Source organism: Caballeronia sp. LjRoot31 (assembly GCF_964253885.1).
Taxonomy (GTDB): Bacteria; Pseudomonadota; Gammaproteobacteria; order Burkholderiales; family Burkholderiaceae; genus Caballeronia.
The window spans coordinates 16074-36352 of sequence record NZ_CAXURX020000002.1 but is presented as its reverse complement, the minus strand read 5'-3'; the positions used below and the strand labels follow the sequence as shown (position 1 = coordinate 36352).

The window sequence follows — 20279 nt, the reverse complement described above, 5'->3', positions numbered from 1 at the left end:
GCCGCGTCGTTGAAACCACTTTAGCCGGGCGTAAGGTTGCACGACGTGAGCGCTTGTAAGTGTTCGTATCAAAGAGCCTGGCGTGTTCGACTCGTCTTGAAATATTCTAAACCCATGATTTCACTAGCTTTTTCATCGAAATGACAGGCCAGCCTGGCACTATTTCGGCCTGCGGCGTGTAAGCAACGAAAATATGAACCCGTGGATTGGCCGAGCCGAGCGCCGGAGGGTAAAGCTGGGAATGATCTGGGAAGCATGCGCCGAGCGGCGCCGGAGAGGAATGTCGCAGCGAAGCGACACGACAGCCATGGAGCCCGTAGGGACAGAATGTGGCGATCGGTGAAACTATAAAGCTAGAAAAACTACATAATCCACAACAATGAAAGCAGGCGAATCGCACTACGAAAAAACCTTGTCAAGCATAAATCGACAACCGCTCAGTTTTTCCTGCAATCCGCACTGCCTTCCTTGCAGCTCACAGACGAATACCCATGATCGTGCCGCGTGACTTGCGAATGCGCTCTGCTTCTTGTTGGCGCGCTTGGTACGAGTAGTCCGAATCCATCGGAAGATGCGGCGATTCGAACAACGATGCGAATTTTTGCAGCAATGCGAAGAGGTAGCTCATGTCAAACTCCTGGTAGGTGGTCAAGGGTTATCCCTTAGAAGCCATTATAGGGTTTCCACTAGCTGATTCCTAGTGCAATGCAGCATTTCTCCTGTAGTTTTTCTACATCAGTGCGTTTCTGCCACAGTTGAAGGCCATAGGCGCGTAGGAAATCGGTAGTAATGACTGGATTTCCCGGACGTGCCGGGAACGGCAACGCAGGCGAGAAATGACGCTCCCCAAAAACATCGGACATTTCGTATTTCTGGCTGGATTCACGTCATTTTTTTGAGATTTAATTTTTCTGGTCCGAAAATTAGTGCGCGTACAGCGCTCGCCACCCGATTACCGGCATCCACCCCTTGATAATCCAGGCTATGCTCCGCCTTCGCAACTTTCACCGGCAGTCACGACAAGCGGCAAGCCGCCGCACGAAAGCGTTCTCCCGAATGCTTGATTCCATTGCGCGCCACCGGCCCGTCTGGATGGTTTCGTTCGCGTTGAGCCAGGCCGATTTGTCCGAAGGGCTGAGGGCCGCATTCGCGTCGACCGCCATGCTGCTCCTTGGCAACCTGTTGCACATGCCCGAGTTCTCGTGGGCTGCCATCGGCGCGTTCTGGACCTGTCTCGCCGATGCCGCCGGCTCGAACCGCATGCGATTCGCTTCCATGACCGGCTTCGCGGTGCTGTCGACCGTTTGTGGCGGACTGACCGCGTACGCGTCCGGCGTGGGTATCGTGGCCGCGGCCGGCGCCGTTCTGGTCTTTTCATTTCTCGGCGCGCTGGGGCGCGTGTGGAGCGCGGCGGCCGCCCAGGTCTCCATCCTTGCCGCGACTGCCTGCGTAGTCATGGTGGACCGGCCCATCCATGGATCACGCGGCGAGTTGCGCTTCCTCGCGCTCTACTTCGCAGGCTGCCTCTTCGCAACGGCGCTCAGCTTCACCGTGTGGCGGATTCACCCGTTCAGCGCGAGCCGCGCGGCCATGCGATCGGCTTATGCGAGCCTCGCGGACATCGCAAGTGACGGCGCACGGCTGCTCAAACGGGAAAGCGCGGGCTTCGGGGATTGGGCTTCGCACGCTTCACGTTTTCGGGGCAAGGCGCGTAGCAGCATCGAATTGGCGCGCAAGGCGCTCGCACGCGTGCCGTCATCGAAGGCAGACCGGCAGGACACGTACAACATGCTGCTGCTCGCGCTCGCCGACAGCGAACGGATCTTCGCGTACCTCATTGCCGTCACCGATGCCTGCGAGCGCGGCCATCATCGCTTGCCCAATCTGCCGCGCGCGGTGCGTGTGCTCGACGCATTCGCCGAAGTCCTCGCGCGGCTCGCACGGGCCATTGCCGATAAACCCTGGGAGCCGCCCACCGCGCTGCGCGACCGGTTGCAGGCGCTCGCCCGCCAGCTTGAAGTTGCGTTGGGCGAGACCGTGTCACTGCGCTTCGATGTCGACTTCAGCGAGCTCGAATCCCCGGCTCAGCGGCGCGCAAGCGTGTGGTCGGCCACGCTCACGACTTTGAAACGTGGCGTGGAAACGTTGAAGGCGAACGCATCGACGCAATCAATAGGCGCGCGCCACGCCGCTCGCGTCGGCGTGGCCGCAACGGCAGCCTTCCTGACCGTCAGGCTGCTCCATCTGCCCTTCGGTTATTGGGCAACGATGGCAACGCTCCTGATCCTGCAACCGTCCATTGCGACTAGCTGGCCGCGCAGCATCGAGCGTGCGGCAGGGAGCATTGTCGGCGGATTGCTGGCGGCCGCGATCGGCCTGGTCGTTCATTCACCGATCGCGATCTCGCTGGTGGTGTTCCCGCTGGTGTGCGCGACGATGGCCTTGCGTCCCGTCAGCTACAGCTTGTTCGTGCTGTTCATCACCCCGGCCTTTGTGCTGGTCGCCGACTTTGCGGCGCCGGGCGGTGCCGAGCTCGTCTACGCCGTCACGCGATTGGAGAACAACGTGTTCGGTTGCGTGATTGCGTTGCTCGCCACATTCCTCCTATGGCCAAGCCGTGAGCCCAGCCGCTTCAGCGACCAGTTGGCGAAAGCAGTGTCCGCGAACCTTGGCTATCTCGGCGCATCGCTGGGACGTGGCGAAGACAGCGAGATCGAGCTGGAACGGCTACGGCGCGCAGCGGGATTGGCGAGCAATAACGCGGAAGAGGTGCTGGCTCGACTGAGGCTGGAAAAGCTCGATACGAGTCACGACGACCGGACCGGCTCGACCGCCCTCGCCTTGTTGCGGCGTGTGGCGGGCACTGCGACCCGGGCTCGTTTTGGCCGGGCCGGAACCGCGCCGAACCGGGACCTTGCAGCATGGGTTGAGCGTGTCGGCAAGGGCATCGAAGCGCGGATCGGGAGTGACGCGAACAGCACGGGTATCGATGCTCAGGAAGTCTTTCCCAAACACGGTCTCTCGCTGCTTGAAGCGGATGCCGTCAATCAGGTCGTGCTGTTGCGCCGGTTGTTGATGGAACACGCCGACGGTCTGAAACGCGGTGAAGTATGAAGGGGCGTTCGTACCCGGGGTGCTTCTGCGGAGCATCCCGGGGCAAATGAAACAGTCAGGTTGTCTGCGGGCAAGGCGCGCCGAAGCGCCGGCACAAAATGCTATCGAAACACCGCAGTCCTACACGTGGAAAATCTGAGCCACAAGCGTAGCGCCAAGAAACGTCCCGGCATTCGCCACAAACGACACCAGCACGATCCGCCAGCCGAGCCTGCGAAACGCCGGAATATCTTTAGCGATGGACAATCCCGCGAACGTCAGCATGGGGGTTGTTATGCCCAGGAAATCGTTCTGCGCGCTATACGTCGATATCTGCGATGCCCAGGGACACAATGGCGACGTCATGAACATGGCAACGATCGAAACCCAGCAGACCGCCGGAATCTTGCGCCCGGTCACCGTATAAATGGCGTCGCCCACCATTGTCGCCAGTACCATGATCAGCATGCCCGGAAGCCCCATGAGCGGCGTGGTGCCGTGGGTGATCCAGTCACAGCCCAGCGCGAACACAGCGGTGACGCCCCAGGCGAGCAGCTTGCCCCGATAGCCCAGTTGCGGCGCAGCCGTTTCAACCTCGGTTTCGCCGCCGCCTGGCTTCGGACGGGACTTTTCAATCGCCTCCGATGCATCCGATGCCCGGCTCGTCCGGCCGATCAATGGCTCCAGCAGGCGATATCCCCACACGGCCATCGGCAGCGAAATGAACAGCGTGAAATACGTGCCGATCGTCGTTGTTATGAGGTTGCTGGCCGCAGCGAATGTCAGCACCGTCTTCGCCATTTCGGGCGTTTGCTGCGCAGCGATGGCACCGGAAGCAGCAGCCATCATGCTGCCTGAGCCCACACCTGAACCCATCGCGAGCGCCAGCGGATGAAAAATATTTAGGCTTGCTACGAAACCCGCCAGGATGGCGATAAAAACCGCCCCAAACACGGTGCCCGTTAAATACTCAGCCAGCACGCCACGCCCTTCCGGAGAGTCCATGCCGTACTTCTCGCCGATGATCGCAAGGCTCGGCTCACGGCCGACGGAAAACGTCGCCCCGATCGCTTCCCGCTTGATACCGAGCAGCAATGCAAGCGGAAGTCCCAGCAGAATCGTGCCGACAAAATGTCCCAGCTCCTGAAACGCCAGCGCCCAGCCCGCGGCGGCAAGCTTCGGCAACGCACCGCCGACCAGCAGGCCCAGCTTCGCGACGAAGAGCAACAGCGCAGGCTGCAGGATGGCTGCGGCCAGGAACTGGGTCTTCACGTCGAGCCGCGCTGCGCCGCTCCACCGTTCACTTGCCAATCCCAGCGCGGCGCCCAACAGCAGCGCCCAGATCATCGGCAGCAGGACGACTTTCCCCGGCCCAACCTTGAACGTAAACGAGCCGATAAACTCAGCAATGACGAGGATGATCGCCGCGTAAAGAAACAGCTTTGCACTCCTTAGCCCACCACTTCCCCGTTGCTGCGCGGCCAACGTACTTTCCATTGTTATCTCCGAATTGCCCTCTCGCGTTTCATCGGCGGCGGGAGGACACGTTGCTCTACAAATTGCCGAACGTCGTGGCCGGCTCTCTAGCGGTTTCCAGCCAGACGCTCTTGGTCTGCGTGTACTCGTACAACGCTTCAATCCCACTCGAACGTCCGTGTCCGATCAAGCCATCACCGCCGGACGGGGACGCCACGTTAATGGTCATGTAGCCATTGACCCAGAACGTTCCCGCGTTGACCTGCCCCGCCACCCGATGAGGACGGCCCACGTCGTTCGTCCACACTGCACCGGCCAAACCGAACCCGGTGTCATTCGCGATGTTAAGGGCTTCTTGCCCGGTAACGAAGGGAATTGCAGCGACAACCGGACCGAAGATTTCAGTACGCGCGACGTCCATCTCGTTCGTGACGTTTGTCACGTTCGACGACACAGTGGGCGAAACAAAGTAATCGTCCGGTGCGCGTTCAGCCGACCCCGCCGCACGCGTCGCCCCTGCCTGAACGCCGCTCACGATCATCTTCATGATGTGATTACACTGCGTGCGATTGTTGATCGGACCGGCTTCAGTCGCGTCATCAAGCGGCGCGCCGACCTTGATCTTTTGATTGGAGTTGAGCGCGCCGAAAAGGCCCCTTTTCATGCGCCTTGCTTGAGCGCGGCAGCAATGCCCACGCTCGTTTCGATATCAACGCGATTTGCTTTGAGCCCGCTTCGCGGCACGGCTATGCGGCGCGGAGTCCGGATTCTTGTTGGCAACGGATGCGCTCGCATCGCCCCAGTTCGGAACCTCGATGGTCGCTGAATCGGTATCGAAGAAAGACGCCAGCGTGGCCTGCTGAGTCAGCATCAATTGCTCGATGCGCTGTTGCTGCGCTGTGTTTTCACGGGTCAGGCGAAGCAGCGCGATGCTCTGCGCCACGCCCGTCGCGACAGTCACGAGCAACACGCAGATGACGATCATCAAGACCGTTTTAACGCGTCGCGACAACGCGGCCGCCGCGCCGCGCTGGTCCGCGATCACGGCATACAACGCGTCGATAGTGTCCGCGTACGCGGTCGCGCGAGCGGTATCGAGTTCCGACGCTTCACGGGAAGATGCTTGAGGGGCGCTTGAGGCGCTCGTGCGCGTCCGGCGATCATCGTCGATTAATGCCGCCGCCAAGGATTGCGGCGGCTCGCGATGAGGAGTTGCCGCGGCTCGTGCGACGTCGCGAGGGGACGGGGACGTGGCCGGCTTTGTGGCAGCCTTCGATACATTCGATGCGTCCGGCGAACGGTTCAGAACTTGCGTGACGGCATCGCTCGGTCCGCTTTTACCTTTCACCGTCCCGACTTCTGACACGGCAGCGGCTGGCGACGGTCCGGTCGTCGACACATTCCGGGCAGCGCCTCTGGCGCGTGCCGCGGACGCGCGTTTGTTCGAACCCTGCGCGTTCCCCTCACCCAACGCCGCCAGGACCGGAACCCCCTGCGCGGCATCGCCTGACGGTTCGGGCTGGACCGGCCCGGCAACCACGTCATGAGGCGCGGGAACATCGTCGAACACTAACTCCAGCGTTGCCGCGTCGGCTGTCTGGCTGTCCGTTTGCGCCGCCGCATCATCGCTCGACACAGCGGCGCTCGACACAGCCGCCCCCTCGACCGATAACGCCCCGTTGCGCCACGCTCGCACAGCCCCCGACGATCCGTCCTCGCCCGGTACTGCCGCCATGAAAACCTCGGGTAACTCGAAGCCTGGCAACGACGATTGACGGATATCGGTATTCAACGCCTGGAGCGTGGCGCGCTCAGCGTCTTCGGCGAACAGATCGAGCGTGGGCGCGCCGTAGGGCGCCCGGCTGAGCAACGCAAGACGCTGCGCCGAGCGCGCGGCGCGGGCGAGCTTGGCATCGGCATCCGATTCAGCCGGACGGCCAGCAAACGCAGGCCTGGAAGGGGACGCAGAAGCACCATCGGTACGACGCGAACCGGCGGCATCAGCGGAATCAGCAACTTGGAGAGCGGGATTTACGGCGGAATCTGGCATAAGTCGATGATTGACAGCGCGGCCGGACGCGACCGCGGGCGGCTAAAAACACGCCCGATGAAGCGGTCCGGCTTGGCGCCTTGCAACAGAAAAAGCGGCTGCATGGGTTTTCGAGGCCGCATTGTCGCACGCCTGCACGCCCGGGCTACGGACGCGCGCAGCCTCAAGCCGAGCCCTCTTCCTTGAATTCCCGCACGGTATCCAGCGCGCGCAGCCGCGCGCAGATCGCCTCGTATTCATTCGACGATACCCGCGAAAGCGAGATCTGCACTTCATCGAGCTCTGGGGAATCATCGCTTTGCTGCACGACGAACTGCTTCACGCGCACGCTGCCCACCCCCAGCGTCTCGTGCAGCGCGTGAAAATTCAGCGTCCCCCGATCGACGAGCAAGGTCAACTGGCGGCGCTGCTTCACGGAAATGAAACGCCGCTCCAGCGGCTTGATGCCGGCGAGGATGATCAGGATGATCACTGTCGCGGCGATGGATGCCGTATACATGCCGCCGCCGACCGCAAGCCCGATCGCCGCCACGGACCAGAGGCTCGCCGCTGTGGTGAGGCCGCGAACGATCTCGCCGCGCAACAGGATCGAGCCCGCGCCGAGAAAGCCGATTCCCGACACGACCTGCGCCGCGATCCGCGACGGGTCGAGCACGACGTGGTCGCGGCCGAGGACATCGAAGAAACCGAATGCCGACACCATCATGATCAGCGTCGAGCCGACGCACACCAGCATGTGCGTGCGCAGCCCGGCGGCCCATGACAGCCGCTCGCGCTCGAAACCGATCACGCTGCCGAGCGCCGCGGCCAGAATCAGGCGGGAAATGAGTTCTACATTGCTTAACATGAGTGGATTTGCTCCTTATAGATGTTGTGTGATGGGATGATGGCGCGGGGCGCGCGTAAGAGCCGTCGGCCAGCGCGGCGCGGTGCGGTGCGGATAAACCATCGTTGTGCCGAAACGCTGGCGTTTTGATTTATCCTTGGTGCCCCGCATCGAGTGGCGCACCGGACACGTTCCACGCACGCCGCCACGCGCAACCAACATCGATAAAGCCGTATGCACGACCCACATCCGACCGCCGCAACGCCCCCGACCACCACCACCCTTCGTGCGCACTATAAACGTGTTGTGCTGCCAATCTGGCGTGGACCCGGCTTCAACGCAGTCTTGCGGCTGGCGTTTGAGGCCGTGGCCGAGGATGGCCGCACGCCCTTGCCGCCGCAGCGATATCGCGCCATGGCCTGCGCTCGCCAGCTATTCGTGTTCTCGCAAGCAGGCGATATCGATCATGCCGACACGCTGTTCGCTTCGCTTCGGACCTATTTTCAGGACACGAAAAACGGCGGTTGGTTCTATAGCGTCGACGCAAACGGCGCGCCGCATGAGCGCCACAAGGACCTGTACACGCATGCGTTCGTGATTTTTGCGTGCGCGGAGTATGCAAAACGGGCTGGCGCGGCGGCCGCGGAGGAAGCGCTGGCGGTGCTTGAAGAAACGTCGGTGTTGATTGAACGGCGGATGGAAATTAGCGGCGGTGGCGGTGGCGTTGGCGGCTTGTTCAGTTCGGCGATGACGGAAGATTTTTCCACCGTGCTCGGGCCGCCGCTGCAAAACCCGCTGATGCATCTGACCGAAGCGTGGCTCGCCGCCCGTGAAACGACTGCCGATCCCATCTTCGATCGCCGGCTGGAAAAGCTCGCAGCCGCGTTCGCACAGGCTTTCGTACATCACGAAACGGGCTGCATCGCTGAATTGACGATCGGCAGCGCCAATAACTGGCTGGAACCCGGGCACCAGTTCGAGTGGCTGTTTCTCGCCAAAGCCAGCGGGCACCCGGCTTTCGATGCAGCGGGCCTGAACCGGGCGCTAGTCCGGGGATTCGATTTCGCGCAGCAGTTCGGCGTTGATCCGGTGACTGGCGGCGTAGCGGCATCGCTGAACGAACAGGGCGGCGTGATCGATTCTACGCAGCGCATCTGGGCTCAGACCGAATATCTGCGGGCCCTCGCAACGCATGCGGACGAGTCCGTGCGCGCACAACTGCCGGCGCAGATCGCGCGTTTTGCTGGACGTTTTATTCGACCGCAAGGGTGGATCGAGAGCCAGTCGGCAGAAGGCGTGGTCATGCGCCCGGAATTACCGTCGACAACGCCTTATCACCTTGCCACCGCCTACGCCGCGTTGCCCTGACACCCCAACGCCGGACGTTCAGCGCTCTCGCATCAAACGCCTCGCCAACACCGCGAGGCGTTTTCATTGCGGCTGGAAAAATCAGCGCGATGCCGAACGCTTTGCGCGCTTTCGTTTCAAATCATTGAGAAAAGCCGTGCAAACCCGGTAATTTGTCCGCGATTTTGAGATCGTCCTTGCGGAGTGACCCTACGCTACCTACAGTCTTGTGCAGGACCGCGACGAAGGCTCCTGCCCCGATGCGGATTGTGGGACTCACGCTGACTGGACCGAAACCAAGTGTAGGAGTGTCCGAATGGCCGAAATTGTCGATATCGCACGGGGCGCATTGAATGCGCAGCCGTTTAGCGCCTTGCTGGGTACGAAGCTCATGCAGGTCGACTCCTCGAGTCTCACGCTGTGTCTGACCATCCGCGACGAACTCCGGCAACAACACGGTTTCGTGCACGGCGGCGTAGTGAGTTATCTCGTCGATAACGCGTTGACCTTCGCCGGTGCATTGCGCCTGGGACCGAAAGTGGTCACGGGCGAATACAAGATCAATTATTTGCGGCCGGCGGTTTCCGGCACGTTGATGGCGCGTGCGCGCGTGGTCTATGCCGGCATGACCCAGGCGACCTGCCAATGTGACGTGTATGTCACCGACGGCGGCGCCGAAAGACTCGTGGCGGTCGCGCAGGGAACCATTCATCGGATCAGCGAAATGGCTGCTGAACTTGAGCCGGCGTTTAACGAGTGAATGAGCTGAGTGCGTGGGCCGGGTGAATTGGTTGACCGGACTTTTCATGCCTTCGCCGATGCGGTGGTTTTACGGCGGCAGTGTTGGGACCCGGCTTTATGCGCCTAAAGGTTACTGCGGCGAAAACATTCGCGCTTTTGGAGCGAAGCCGCCACGTTGATGCGTCGGCGGCTCGAATGACGACTATGGACCATCCCTTCGGCCGGAACCGATGAACCATCGCTTTGATGGTTGCCGTAAAAAAGGTCGTTCCAACTGACGTTGGAACGACCTTTTTTTAGCTTGCCTGGTCGGCGTTAATTTGCTCGCCGGCTTGCCTGGTTGCGCCGCAATAAACGATTTGCTTCGAAGGGCTTACTTCGCGTCGACCGTGCGTTGCTGCTGCTCGCCCAGGCCCTGAATCCCGAGCCGCATCGTCTGCCCAGCCTTCAGGTAGACCGCTGACGGCTTCACGCCCATGCCCACGCCCGGCGGCGTGCCGGTGGAAATGACATCGCCCGGTTGCAGGCTCATCACCTTCGACAAATACGACACCAGCGCGGCCACGCCGAACACCATCGTCTTCGTACTGCCGTTCTGATAACGATGTCCGTCCACTTCGAGCCACATATCGAGTTGCTGCGGATCGGCGATTTCGTCTTTCGTGACCAGCCACGGACCGATCGGACCGAAGGTATCGAAACCCTTGCCCTTGTCCCATTGCGTGCCGTGTTCAAGCTGCCATTCACGTTCGGAGACGTCGTTGATCACGCAATATCCGGCGACGTAATCCAGTGCGTCCGCCTCGCTGACGTACTTGGCTTCCTTGCCGATCACTACGCCGAGCTCGACTTCCCAATCCGTTTTCTTCGAGTTGCGCGGAATTTCAACGTCGTCGTTCGGACCGCAAATCGCGCTCGTCCACTTACCGAAAATCACCGGTTCCGTCGGTACGGGCAGGTTCGATTCGGCCGCGTGATCGGCGTAATTCAGTCCGATACAGACAAATTTGCCCACGGCTCCCACGCACGGGCCAATGCGCGGTTCGCCCGGCACTTCAGGCAGCGAGGCCGGATCGAGCGCGCGCAACTTGGCCAACGCGGCATCCGATAGCGCCGCGCCGGCGATATCGTCGACTACCTTGGACAAATCGCGAATCTTGCCATTCTGATCCAGCAAACCCGGTTTTTCCTGACCCTTCGGCCCATAGCGCAGCAGTTTCATCGTGAGTGATCCTTCAGTTTTCAGGTTTTGATTCGGTTTCGAGATGTTCAGTTTAAGCGATCGTTTTTAAAGGTCAGATCGCTCGAGTTTGCTTTCGATCGCTTTCGGTCAAAACTTCGGTTAAATGATTCGGGCCGGTCGTGAACGATGATTCATCGGAGGCGGGTTACGACGCAGGTTACAACGCAGGTACAACGATAGCATCGCGTTTTCCTTCTGATCCCGCCTTTGCATTTCGCCGGCTCATGCCTCGGGATGCAGTTTTTCACGCCTCTTCAGCGCTATAGGGCCGCCCTCGCCAGCATTACAGGGCACCACCGCATGCCACACAGTTGGATTGCCAATCTCGCCAATCTTTTTACCATTCTCTGCTTTCGTTGCAATTGCAGTTGAGCAATTCCGGGTATACCGCGCTCATTCTTCATGCGTTTATCTCGACTTCTACAGCCGGTAAAATTCGCGCGCAGTGTCCCCAAAGATTGCCTGCTGTGCGGACGCATCGAGGTGCGCCGTCAATTGCCGCGCTGCGTCAAACCACTGTGCATAGTTGCCGTTCAGGTTCAGCACCGGCCAGTCGCTGCCCCACATCAGCCGCTCGGGTCCAAAATGCTCAAGAAGATGATCGACATAAGGCTTGAGCTTGGCCACTGACCAACCGGGCGCGGCTTCCGTCGCCAGACCCGAGAGTTTGCAAACCAGCCGTTGCGGCAGTGCGGCCAATTCGGCTATGCCGTCCGCCCAGCTTTGCCAGGCGGCGTGACCATCCTTGATTTGCGGCTTCGCACCATGATCGACGACGATTCGCAGCTCAGGAAAGCGCGCGGCGAACACCTTCAACGAAGGTACATGACGCGAAAATATCAATGCATCGAAGGCGAGATCGTTTTTGATCAGCGCGTGGATTGCCGGAGTCAGTGCAGGATTTTCGATCCAGCGGTCGTCGGGCAGATCTTGCAGCATCGGGCGCACACCCTTGAGTTTGGGTTCACGCGCCAGTTCGTCGATCAACTCCGAGCTATCCGCTGCATCAAGCGGAACCCAGCCGACAATGCCGGCGATAGACTCGTCGTCGCGGGCGAGATCGAGTAGATAGCGCGTTTCATCCATAGTCGGCGCAGCCTGGACAACCACTGTGCGCGCAATCCGGGCTGCTTCACGAAGAGGCTTCAGGTCAGCGGGACCGAAGACGCGGTACAAGCTCTGCAACTCGGGCGTCAACCAGCCATAGTCACCACGCGATGGGTCCCAGAAGTGCTGATGCGCGTCGATCCGTTCAGTGCTCATGGTCTTCCTGCGTTGGTGTGACCGGCGCTTGCTTGATCGTTGCGTGGCACGGGCGCGTCACGATGCAATAAACCGGCTGCTCGCAACGCGTCCCACAAAGCGTCCGGCAGCGGATCAGCGAACGAAGCCGCATTCAAACGCACTTCCGCTGGATTTCGTGCGCCCATCAAGACCGTGGCCACAACTTTATGCGCATAAGGAAACTGCAGGGCCGCGCTCGCCAAGGCAACGCCATGCGCACGGCAGATCCGTTCCAGCGCATCGACACGTTCGATAATCGCCTGCGGCGCATCGCCATAGTTGAACTTTTGGTTGTCGGCTTTTGGCGCCGTATCGGACGTCAATCCCCGGGCGAGAATGCCCGAATTGAACGCACCGCCCAACAGGATGCTGACGCCGCGCTTCTCGCATTCCGGCAGCAAGTCATCGAGCACTGCCTGCTCCAACAAGGTGTAACGTCCCGCCAGCAACGCACAATCGATGTTGAATTCCGCCATCGCCTCCTGGATAGCGGCGCCTTCGTTCACACCGAGCCCAACCGCTTTTACGCCCCGGGTTTTGCGAAGCTCATCGAGCGCCCGGAAACCGCCTTCGTCCGTTAGTTGCCGCCAGTAGCGCGCGTTGTTTTCGCCGTGCGTGACGCGGCCGATATCGTGGATCAGCACAATGTCGATATCGACAATACCCATACGTTGCTGGCTGTCTTCGAACGATCGAAGAATGCCGTCGTAGGTGTAGTCGTAGACCGCCTGGAATGGCAGCGGGTCCGACCAGCCTTCGCTGCCGTCGTAAGGCGTGGTGCGCGGAACAAAGCGCCGGCCAACCTTGGTCGACAACACGTAGTCTTCGCGCGGGTATTGGCGCAACGCATCGCCTATCCGGTGTTCGGCTTTCGTGTGGCCGTAGTGCGGAGCGGTATCGAAGTAACGGATACCGCTTTGCCACGCGGCGTCCACGGTCGCTTGCGCGTCTGCCTCGGAAAGTTCGTGATACAGGCCGCCCAGCGGTGCACTGCCCAGCGACAACGCCGTGACTTCCAGCGAGGTTTTACCCACCTTGCGCTTTTTCACAACGGGATTTCCGGTGATTGGGTTCATTGCGTTGGACTTGTGAGTTGGGCTGATGAGTTCGACCTGTGAATCAGGCTCAAATCGACGTAATCGATACCGCATGCCGCGGCGTCGCGCTCGCCGGCAGACACGCCGGGCCAACTGGATCAAAGCTCTTGTAGGTCAGGATGAACTCCTGATGACCCAGCGATTCCGACTTGGACGCGGCGCCCGCCGCCACCCTCACGGTGGCATCGAATACTTCGCGGCCAACTTCGTCCAGCGTGGCACGACCTTCCAGAATCCGGCCCGCATCCACGTCCATGTCCCCGGAAAGATTCCGGTAGGTCGCCGGATTCGCGCACACCTTGATAACGGGCGAGATGGCGGAACCGACCACCGATCCGCGTCCGGTCGTGAACAGGATCACGTGCGCTCCGCAAGCAATCAGTTCGCCGATTTCCGCGTTGTCGCTGATGTTCGGAAAGCCGAAACGCGGTTCGCCATCGGGAACGACATCGAGCAGGTACAAACCGCCGACAGGCGGAATGTCACCGGGCTTGACGATCCCCACAATGGGCGATGCACCGCTTTTCGCATACGCGCCGAGTGACTTTTCCTCCTGCGTGGTCAGGCCGCCATCCGCGTTGCCGACCGCGAACGAACCGTGTCCCATGATGGAGTAATAGCGCGCGGCCTTGTCCACGCACGCGACAATTTCACGGCCCAGTTCCGGCCGCGCGGCCCGGCTTTCCATATGGAACTCGCAGCCGACCAGTTCGCCGGTTTCCTCGAAAATACACGCGGCACCGGCGTCAATCAGCGCATCGAAGGCTCGCCCCACAGCGGGATTCGCCGTAATGCCGCTGGTGCCGTCCGAGCCGCCGCAAATTGTTCCGACGATCAATTCGTCGAGCGCCATCGGCACTTTCGGCTGCTGCGCGAGCGTCGCGCGCACGTCGCGAATCCAGTCGATGCCATTCTGGATCGTGCTGCGCGTCCCGCCTTTTTCCTGGATCGTCAGAACCTCGGCCGGGCGGCCGCTCGCGCGCACGGCGTCGACCAGATAGTGCTTGTTCATGCTCTCGCAGCCGAGCGAGACGAACAGGACCGCGCCCACATTCGGGTGCGTGGTCAGCCGCTCCATCATCTTTTCGGCATAGCCATTCGGGTAGCAGCCCGGAAAACCAATCAGGTGCACGGGCGGTTCGCGATCGGCAGCGGGGTCGTCGAAGGCGTCGAACGCCGGACGAAATTGCGTGACGATTTCCCTCGCCACGTGATGCGCACATTCGACGAGATACGCAACCGCGATTACATTGCGGATGCCCTTGCGCCCATCGGCGCGCAGGAATCCTTGAAGCGGCGCAGTGGTGGTGGCTGTCATCGGCTTAGCGGTCCCGGTGATCCACGAACGCATGGCCGGCGTCGTGGGTATAGGTCGGGAGATAGTCGCTCTCGAGATTGTGCGTGTGCAGATGTTCTCCGGGCTGAACGTCAGATGTCACATGGCCAATGATCGCGCCATATCGAAGCACTTTTTCGTCGGTCCGCAACGCGCGGCGTGCGACTTTGTGCCCAAGGTCGATGGTCTTCGCCAGCGTGACGGACTTCCCCTCGATCTCCACATGTTCCCCCGCTTGCAGACGCGCGCCGGCAATCAGGCAATTGTCCTGCGGGCTTTGAAGAATGAGCCGGGCGTCAGTGGGCTTGTGAGGAGTTTGCTGCACAGAAACTTCCTTGAGAACGGACGAAATTCGGGCGACATTCAGATGGTCGTATGAGCATTGCCGCAGGTTTGCATCAGTATAATCATTCATCAGTGAACGTATTATTCATATGCGGACAAGTCGAAGTCAAGCTAAGTGCGCCCCCGAGCGGCCCGTGTTTTCCCTTAGCATCTTGTTTTTGAGCGACCTAACTGAAGGCCATCATGCAGGCAGACGATCCCACCGACGCCGAGCGCTACCGGGCGCCCGCGCTGGATAAAGGTCTCGATATCCTTGAACTGCTCGCCGAGCAAAAGGATGGATTCACGCGTGCCGAGATCACGAAATCGCTCGGGCGCAACGCAAGCGAGATGTACCGGATGCTCGAGCGGCTGGTCGCGCGCCAGTACGTGGTGCGGTCGCCCGCGGGCGACCGCTATTCCCTGAGCCTGAAACTGTATGCGCTCGCGCACCGGCATCCGCCGATGAACCGTCTGATCGCGGAAGCCCTGCCTGTCATGCAGCGTTTTGCCGATCGCGCGGAGCAGTCGTGTCATCTCGCCGCCTATGACCGGGGGAATCTGCTTGTGATCGCGCAAGTCGACGGGCCGGGAACATGGGGAATTTCGGTGCGGCTCGGCGCGCGGGTCGGGTTGATCGATACCGGTTCGGGTCGCGTGATCCTTGCGTTCCAAAGCGCGGAACAACGCGCGCACATGCTGGCCGAGCACACGCGTGTAAAAGGTGAGTCCGCGCTCGATCCGCTCGCGCTGGACAATGCCTGCACACAGATTCGCGCGGACGGTTTTCTCCATAAGGAGAGTCAGCAGACCTTCGGTGTGATGGACGTGAGTTTTCCGCTGCTCGGGCCGTCCGGCCAAGCGATCGCGACGCTGACGTGCCCGTATCTCAGGCGTATCGACGAATACGTGGCGCCGTCCATAAACGAGGTCAGTGCGCTGCTGGGTGAAGCGGCGGCGGCGCTATCCATGTTTCGCGAACCGGGTGCTGAGTTCAGCGATTCGCGGGATTCGAGCGCGGCTTAGGAGTGGCAGATGAGTGGCAGATGGTGAGCAACTTCGGCGGGCAAATTCGTTGGGAAGAGTCGGCTCGCTTCGTTGGGACGATCCGGTTGGCGGATTCGCCAACTTCCAGATCCGCGCGACGCGTTAGAATGGCGACCCTCTCAAAAAGCGGATCGTCGCTTCACGCGACGTTTCGCGTCTTTTTCTACGCAAGGCAATGGCGAAACTCCTCTCCGATCCCGAATTTCAGCGCTTCTCCGAACTTCAGCAAAAACAGTCCAGCTTCACGATCACGAGCGAGGAAGCGGACGAGCTGCGCGATATTGTCGCTCGCGCGCAGCAAAAGCGCGACGACCGCGCGGCCGCAATGCAGTCGATCGAAACGTTTATCAAGCAGTTCGACATCAGCGCGGACGAACTCTTTACGGCCGACCAGATCGCCGATGCAGCCCGCAATTTCGGCCTGATTCCCGCAGCGAAGAAAGAACGCGTGATGCCGCCGCAGTTGTCGTTCAATGGCAAGCCGTATCAATGGACCACTCGCGCCCTGCCTGACGACATTCGCGTTCCGCTGTTCGAAGCGTTCACGTCGGGCGCGTCGGTGAAAGCGTTTATTGCTACGCCTAAGGACGCTACGCGTTGCGCGGCGACGATCGCGCGTCTGGAGCGTGAAACCGGTAGCACTTATGCCGATGCGTGGCTGGACGAGCTGGCTGTATCGCGCGCACAGGTCGACGAAGCGCTCGCAAAGCTGCCTGCCTGATTCGAAGAGCAACGGTCGCGGGCAAGCATGCTGCAGCACGCATTCTGGTCGCTCACTACGGCGGCCGGATGCCGGCGATCTTCACCTGCACGATCTTCATAGCCTTCATGACGGCAGCGCGTCGGCTTTTGCGTCTGCTTCGGCGAGCCGCATCCTGAAACCGGTTACGCCCGGATCCTCCGTGGCCGTTATCTCGAATCCTAAACGGCGCGCGAGTCCGATCATGCCGGTGTTCTCGCGCAACGCCTCGCCGACCAGCCAGCGTGTCCCGCGTGCCCGGCAATACGCGATGATCCGAGTCAACAGCAACGTTCCCAGCCGCTTGCCCTTCTGGTCCGAGCGCACCGCGACCGCGAACTCAGCCGTCTCGTTGTCCGGATCGGCAACGGCGCGCACCACCCCCAGCGTCTCGATACTGTCGTGTTCACCCGTGACGGCGATAAACGCCATCTCTCGGTCATAGTCGATCTGCGTCATCCGAGCGAGTTGCGAGTGATCGAAACTGCGCACGGAGCTGAAAAACCGCAGACGCAGATCGTCCGGTGTCATCGCGGCGACGAAAGCACTATGGGCGGCTTCGTCGTCGGGACGAATAGGCCGCACGGTGATACGCAAGCCGTTCCAGTCGAGAGCCTCCTCCAGTTGCCGCGGATACGGCTGAATGGCGAGCGGCGTGCGATGCGCAGCCAGCGTCAGATGCGGTTCGTAGACCACGACCGCCTGGCGGGTCACGCGCACCGTCAACCGCAACGCGACAATCTGCTCGATCTCGCAAACAGCCTGCGACAGCCCCGTCAACGCCCTCAGCAAGTTCTCCGCCGGGAGTTCGCGCGCTCTGGGTGAATGCATCACGAGGTCACGCGCCAGCACCGGGTTGAGCGGCGGAAAGGCGAATTCGTGCAACGCGTCCGGTAGCCCGAGTGCGCCAACAGCCTTGAATTCGAACACCGGTCCAAACACGCGATGGTTCAGCAAGCGGACATCGATTTCGATAGTGTCTTCGCTCCCTGGCCCCGCTGATCCCGCCTTCACCACCAGGCCAAACTGCGCCAGCACCCGCGACGCCCGCTCGCCGTCCAGTTCCGCGACGCCCGCAGTCAATGCGGCCATGACCTGAGCCTGCGCGCTGTCCAGCGCAACTAGCGTCTGAGGGCGCGGCCCGTCGGGCGTCTGCATCAACAACTCGCGACCCTGCCGATAATCTACGAGCCGCGCGAAACCCCGCGCAAGGCGTTGAGGCGTGGTATGGACGGGAATGCCGTGGGCATGCAACGCGTCGCGCGTGGCCTGGTCGACGCAGCCGAAAAAGCAGGTCAGCAAACCGCGATACGCGTGGCTTTGCTGCTCGATCAACACGCGCGCGACTTCCGCAACAGGCGCGGTGTGTGTTGGCGCATGGACCACGAACGCCGTCCCGGTCTCGCGATGCGGCGCCAGCGCTTCGAGCGCCGCACCGAAGTCTGCGGCGGTTGCAGTGTCTCCGAGTTGCAGTGGGTTCTCCAGACGCGCATGCGGCAGCACGGCGGCGACTGACACGCGCGCGGCCTCGGGCCAGAGCGCGAGCGCATCGCCGGCCGCGGCGAACGCGTCGGCGGCGACCGCGGCCACGCCACGATCGCTGGTGATGACGGTCGCCCGGTCGCTTGCGGCCACGCGGCCCACGCCGAGGGTCTCTATTTCATCGAGCAGATCGTCGAGCGAGTCCACCCTTACCAGGCCGGCGCGCCGGAAAGCGGCGCTGTAAAGCGCGTCGAAAGGATCGTCGTGACCTGTGCGCAAAACCAGCACGGGTTTGTTGCGCGCCGCCGCCCGCGCCGCTGACATGAATTTGCGCGCCATTCGCACCGATTCGATGGCCATCAGGATCGCGCGCGTCCGTGAGTCGCTTGCGAGGAAGTCGAGGATATCGCCCACGTCGACGTCAGCCTCGTCGCCCAGCGCGACCACCCGCGAAAAACCCAGGCCACGTGCGTTCGCCCAGCCCATCACACCGTTGGTCAACGCGTTCGACGCCGATACCCACGCTACCCCGCCCGCCGCAATGGCGCATGACGGCGCCCCCAGCACAGCGCCCACAGCTGGGGTCATCACGCCGACACTCGCCGGACCGACCACACGCAGCAAAAATGGCCGCGCAGCCGCCAGCGTACGGTGTGTCCAGTCGCGGCCCTTCGGCTCCCCCGCCTGCCCGATTATGACCACCGCCCGCGTGCCACGCTCTCCCAGTTGGCTGACGATCTCGGGCCATGTGGGTGGTGGCGTGCACAGCACCGCCACGGTCGGTATCTCCGGCAAGTCGTCGATATGCGCAAACACCGCGGCCCCGTTCAACTGACGATGCTTCGGATTCACCGGCCAGACCGGGCCCGCGAAGTTGGCGGCGCTCAGCCGCGACCACACCATTTCGCCAATACTGCCCGCACGCAGTGACGCCCCGATCACGGCAATCGACTTCGGGTTAAACAGTGCGTCGAGATTACGTACGGTCATGCGGCCTCCGTAAATGGGATGTATCCAGCATAGGCGATTCGCGAGTCCCCAACTACTGGCCGGACGGCCTATGTCCCGCCTTTTCCAACAACCGTTCTTACATTTCCTGATGCCCGATATGAGAATTCATTTTGTTTCGGCGTCAACCGAACGGACTATTGTTTCGTACCGGGAACCAAGGTAATTTAATCAAACGCGGGACAGGAGCGATTCTGGTTCGCAGAGGAGGCACGTGGAGGTACGTACGTCTACTCGGCCACAAAGAAAACCGAGAAGGTTGGGCGGTCAGGAATCACTATGCGACATCTTCCATCGTTGATTGCGTTGCGTTTCTTCGAAGAAACGGCGCGTCATTTGAGTTTCAATCGCGCGGCGCGAGCGTTGTGTGTCACACAAGGAGCCGTAAGCCGTCAGATCAGGCTACTGGAAGAGTCACTGGGCGTGAAGCTTTTCGAGCGCGACCATAAAGGGATCCGCTTGACGCAGGCAGGCGTGTTGCTGATGCCGTCGGTGACAGAGGCATTTGACGTGATCGAGCGCGGAACGCGTCACCTGACGGGAAGCGTCGAGCGCAAGCGTTTGATTGTGTCATTGCCGCCCACGTTTGCCACGCAGTGGTTTTCGTCGCGGCTAGCGGCACTGGCGGACCAGTTGCCGGACGTCGATCTGTCTATTCGTACACAGGAAAGCGACGAGTGTCATTGCAGCGTGCGCTTCGGGCGCGACGCTGCGGCGCATGGGTGGTCGGAACTGCTGATCGTAGAGCGGCACGCGCTAGTGGGATCGGCGTCGTTCAGCGGGACACCGGTCGAGATATTGCTGGATCGATTGCCCGCGCTTCACGTGCTTCATGAGGATGTGCGTCTGAACCTCTGGCCGGACTGGCTGGCGAAAGCGGGACTGCCACCGCGTTATGCCGAGAACGGTATTGAATTTTCGAATCTGCAGCAGGCAATCCATGCGGCGCGACGCGGGGTAGGCTTGGCCGTTGTGGATCTGAACATGATTGCTGATGAGTTGACCGAGGGTGCTTTGGTGAGGATGTCGGACGTCGAGATCAGCGGACCATTCGGATACTGGCTGGACGTACCGGAAGCGCACCGCGACGCCAGCACCGTGACCGGCTTCGCCGATTGGTTGTGCCACGAAACTGCCCAGCCCGTTTGAACGGCAGTCTCAACTTAAGATAGAAGTACATAAGGAC

The 20279-nt window shown here is 61.2% G+C and carries 16 protein-coding genes and 1 pseudogene; 6 read left to right on the top strand and 11 right to left on the bottom strand.

Translation table 11 applies throughout. The features are described from left to right. Positions 1–475 precede the first annotated feature (475 nt). Complete coding sequence (locus ACSQ8V_RS18635) at positions 476–628, bottom strand: hypothetical protein (RefSeq protein ID WP_165101877.1); 153 nt, start codon at positions 626–628, stop codon at positions 476–478. A gap of 356 nt (positions 629–984) precedes the next feature. Here ACSQ8V_RS18635 and ACSQ8V_RS18630 point away from each other — a divergent pair, with 356 nt between their 5' ends. Then, the gene (locus ACSQ8V_RS18630; protein ID WP_436206703.1) at positions 985–3114 is read left to right on the top strand and encodes an FUSC family protein; all 2130 of its coding nucleotides are present in this window, start codon (positions 985–987) and stop codon (positions 3112–3114) included. 120 nt (positions 3115–3234) lie between these two features. Here the strand turns inward: ACSQ8V_RS18630 and ACSQ8V_RS18625 are convergent, their stop codons facing one another. From ACSQ8V_RS18625 to ACSQ8V_RS18610, 4 genes and pseudogenes are all read right to left on the bottom strand, one after another. Continuing rightward, on the bottom strand, positions 3235–4590 hold the full coding sequence (locus tag ACSQ8V_RS18625) for a DUF3100 domain-containing protein (RefSeq protein WP_213764351.1): 1356 nt from the start codon (positions 4588–4590) through the stop codon (positions 3235–3237). A 55-nt stretch (positions 4591–4645) separates the two neighbouring features. Next, positions 4646–5197, bottom strand: a pseudogene (locus ACSQ8V_RS18620) (aldehyde dehydrogenase family protein); the annotation flags it as partial. Positions 5198–5278: 81 nt separating this feature from the next. Continuing rightward, positions 5279–6619 (bottom strand): hypothetical protein, encoded by a 1341-nt coding sequence (locus tag ACSQ8V_RS18615; RefSeq protein ID WP_436206702.1) that lies wholly within the window; start codon positions 6617–6619, stop codon positions 5279–5281. Positions 6620–6782: 163 nt separating this feature from the next. Continuing rightward, positions 6783–7466, bottom strand: a complete 684-nt coding sequence (locus ACSQ8V_RS18610; RefSeq protein WP_436206701.1) for an MgtC/SapB family protein — start codon at positions 7464–7466, stop codon at positions 6783–6785. A 213-nt stretch (positions 7467–7679) separates the two neighbouring features. On the opposite strand from ACSQ8V_RS18610, the gene ACSQ8V_RS18605 reads away from it, so the two are divergent. Further along, positions 7680–8813: an AGE family epimerase/isomerase gene (locus tag ACSQ8V_RS18605; protein WP_436206700.1), complete on the top strand. Its 1134-nt coding sequence runs from the start codon at positions 7680–7682 to the stop codon at positions 8811–8813. A 295-nt stretch (positions 8814–9108) separates the two neighbouring features. Beyond that, positions 9109–9552, top strand: a complete 444-nt coding sequence (locus ACSQ8V_RS18600) for a PaaI family thioesterase (protein WP_158937053.1) — start codon at positions 9109–9111, stop codon at positions 9550–9552. A 354-nt stretch (positions 9553–9906) separates the two neighbouring features. Here the strand turns inward: ACSQ8V_RS18600 and ACSQ8V_RS18595 are convergent, their stop codons facing one another. The 5 genes from ACSQ8V_RS18595 to ACSQ8V_RS18575 all read right to left on the bottom strand — a co-directional run bounded on the left by ACSQ8V_RS18595 (position 9907) and on the right by ACSQ8V_RS18575 (position 14818). After that, positions 9907–10755, bottom strand: coding sequence for an ureidoglycolate lyase (locus ACSQ8V_RS18595; protein WP_436206699.1), 849 nt, complete (start codon positions 10753–10755; stop codon positions 9907–9909). A 441-nt stretch (positions 10756–11196) separates the two neighbouring features. After that, complete coding sequence (locus ACSQ8V_RS18590) at positions 11197–12039, bottom strand: amidohydrolase family protein (protein WP_436206698.1); 843 nt, start codon at positions 12037–12039, stop codon at positions 11197–11199. Beyond that, positions 12036–13136: an aldo/keto reductase gene (locus ACSQ8V_RS18585; protein ID WP_436206697.1), complete on the bottom strand. Its 1101-nt coding sequence runs from the start codon at positions 13134–13136 to the stop codon at positions 12036–12038. The genes ACSQ8V_RS18590 and ACSQ8V_RS18585 overlap by 4 nt, the downstream gene beginning before the upstream one ends. A 49-nt stretch (positions 13137–13185) precedes the next feature. Then, positions 13186–14475, bottom strand: a complete 1290-nt coding sequence (locus ACSQ8V_RS18580; protein ID WP_436206696.1) for a UxaA family hydrolase — start codon at positions 14473–14475, stop codon at positions 13186–13188. 4 nt (positions 14476–14479) lie between these two features. Then, positions 14480–14818: a UxaA family hydrolase gene (locus tag ACSQ8V_RS18575; protein WP_436206695.1), complete on the bottom strand. Its 339-nt coding sequence runs from the start codon at positions 14816–14818 to the stop codon at positions 14480–14482. A gap of 203 nt (positions 14819–15021) precedes the next feature. Between ACSQ8V_RS18575 and ACSQ8V_RS18570 the strand changes: the two genes are divergently transcribed. Then, positions 15022–15843 carry an IclR family transcriptional regulator gene (locus tag ACSQ8V_RS18570; protein ID WP_436183243.1) on the top strand — a complete coding sequence of 274 codons (822 nt, stop codon included), beginning with the start codon at positions 15022–15024 and terminating at the stop codon, positions 15841–15843. 196 nt (positions 15844–16039) lie between these two features. Continuing rightward, positions 16040–16585 carry a hypothetical protein gene (locus tag ACSQ8V_RS18565; protein WP_213764340.1) on the top strand — a complete coding sequence of 182 codons (546 nt, stop codon included), beginning with the start codon at positions 16040–16042 and terminating at the stop codon, positions 16583–16585. Between the two features lie 105 nt (positions 16586–16690). Here the strand turns inward: ACSQ8V_RS18565 and ACSQ8V_RS18560 are convergent, their stop codons facing one another. Next, complete coding sequence (locus ACSQ8V_RS18560) at positions 16691–19075, bottom strand: GNAT family N-acetyltransferase (RefSeq protein ID WP_436206694.1); 2385 nt, start codon at positions 19073–19075, stop codon at positions 16691–16693. Positions 19076–19372: 297 nt separating this feature from the next. Between ACSQ8V_RS18560 and ACSQ8V_RS18555 the strand changes: the two genes are divergently transcribed. Further along, entirely contained in the window at positions 19373–20242 is an 870-nt protein-coding gene (locus tag ACSQ8V_RS18555; protein ID WP_436183240.1) for a LysR family transcriptional regulator, read from the top strand. The last annotated feature ends 37 nt before the right edge of the window (positions 20243–20279 follow it).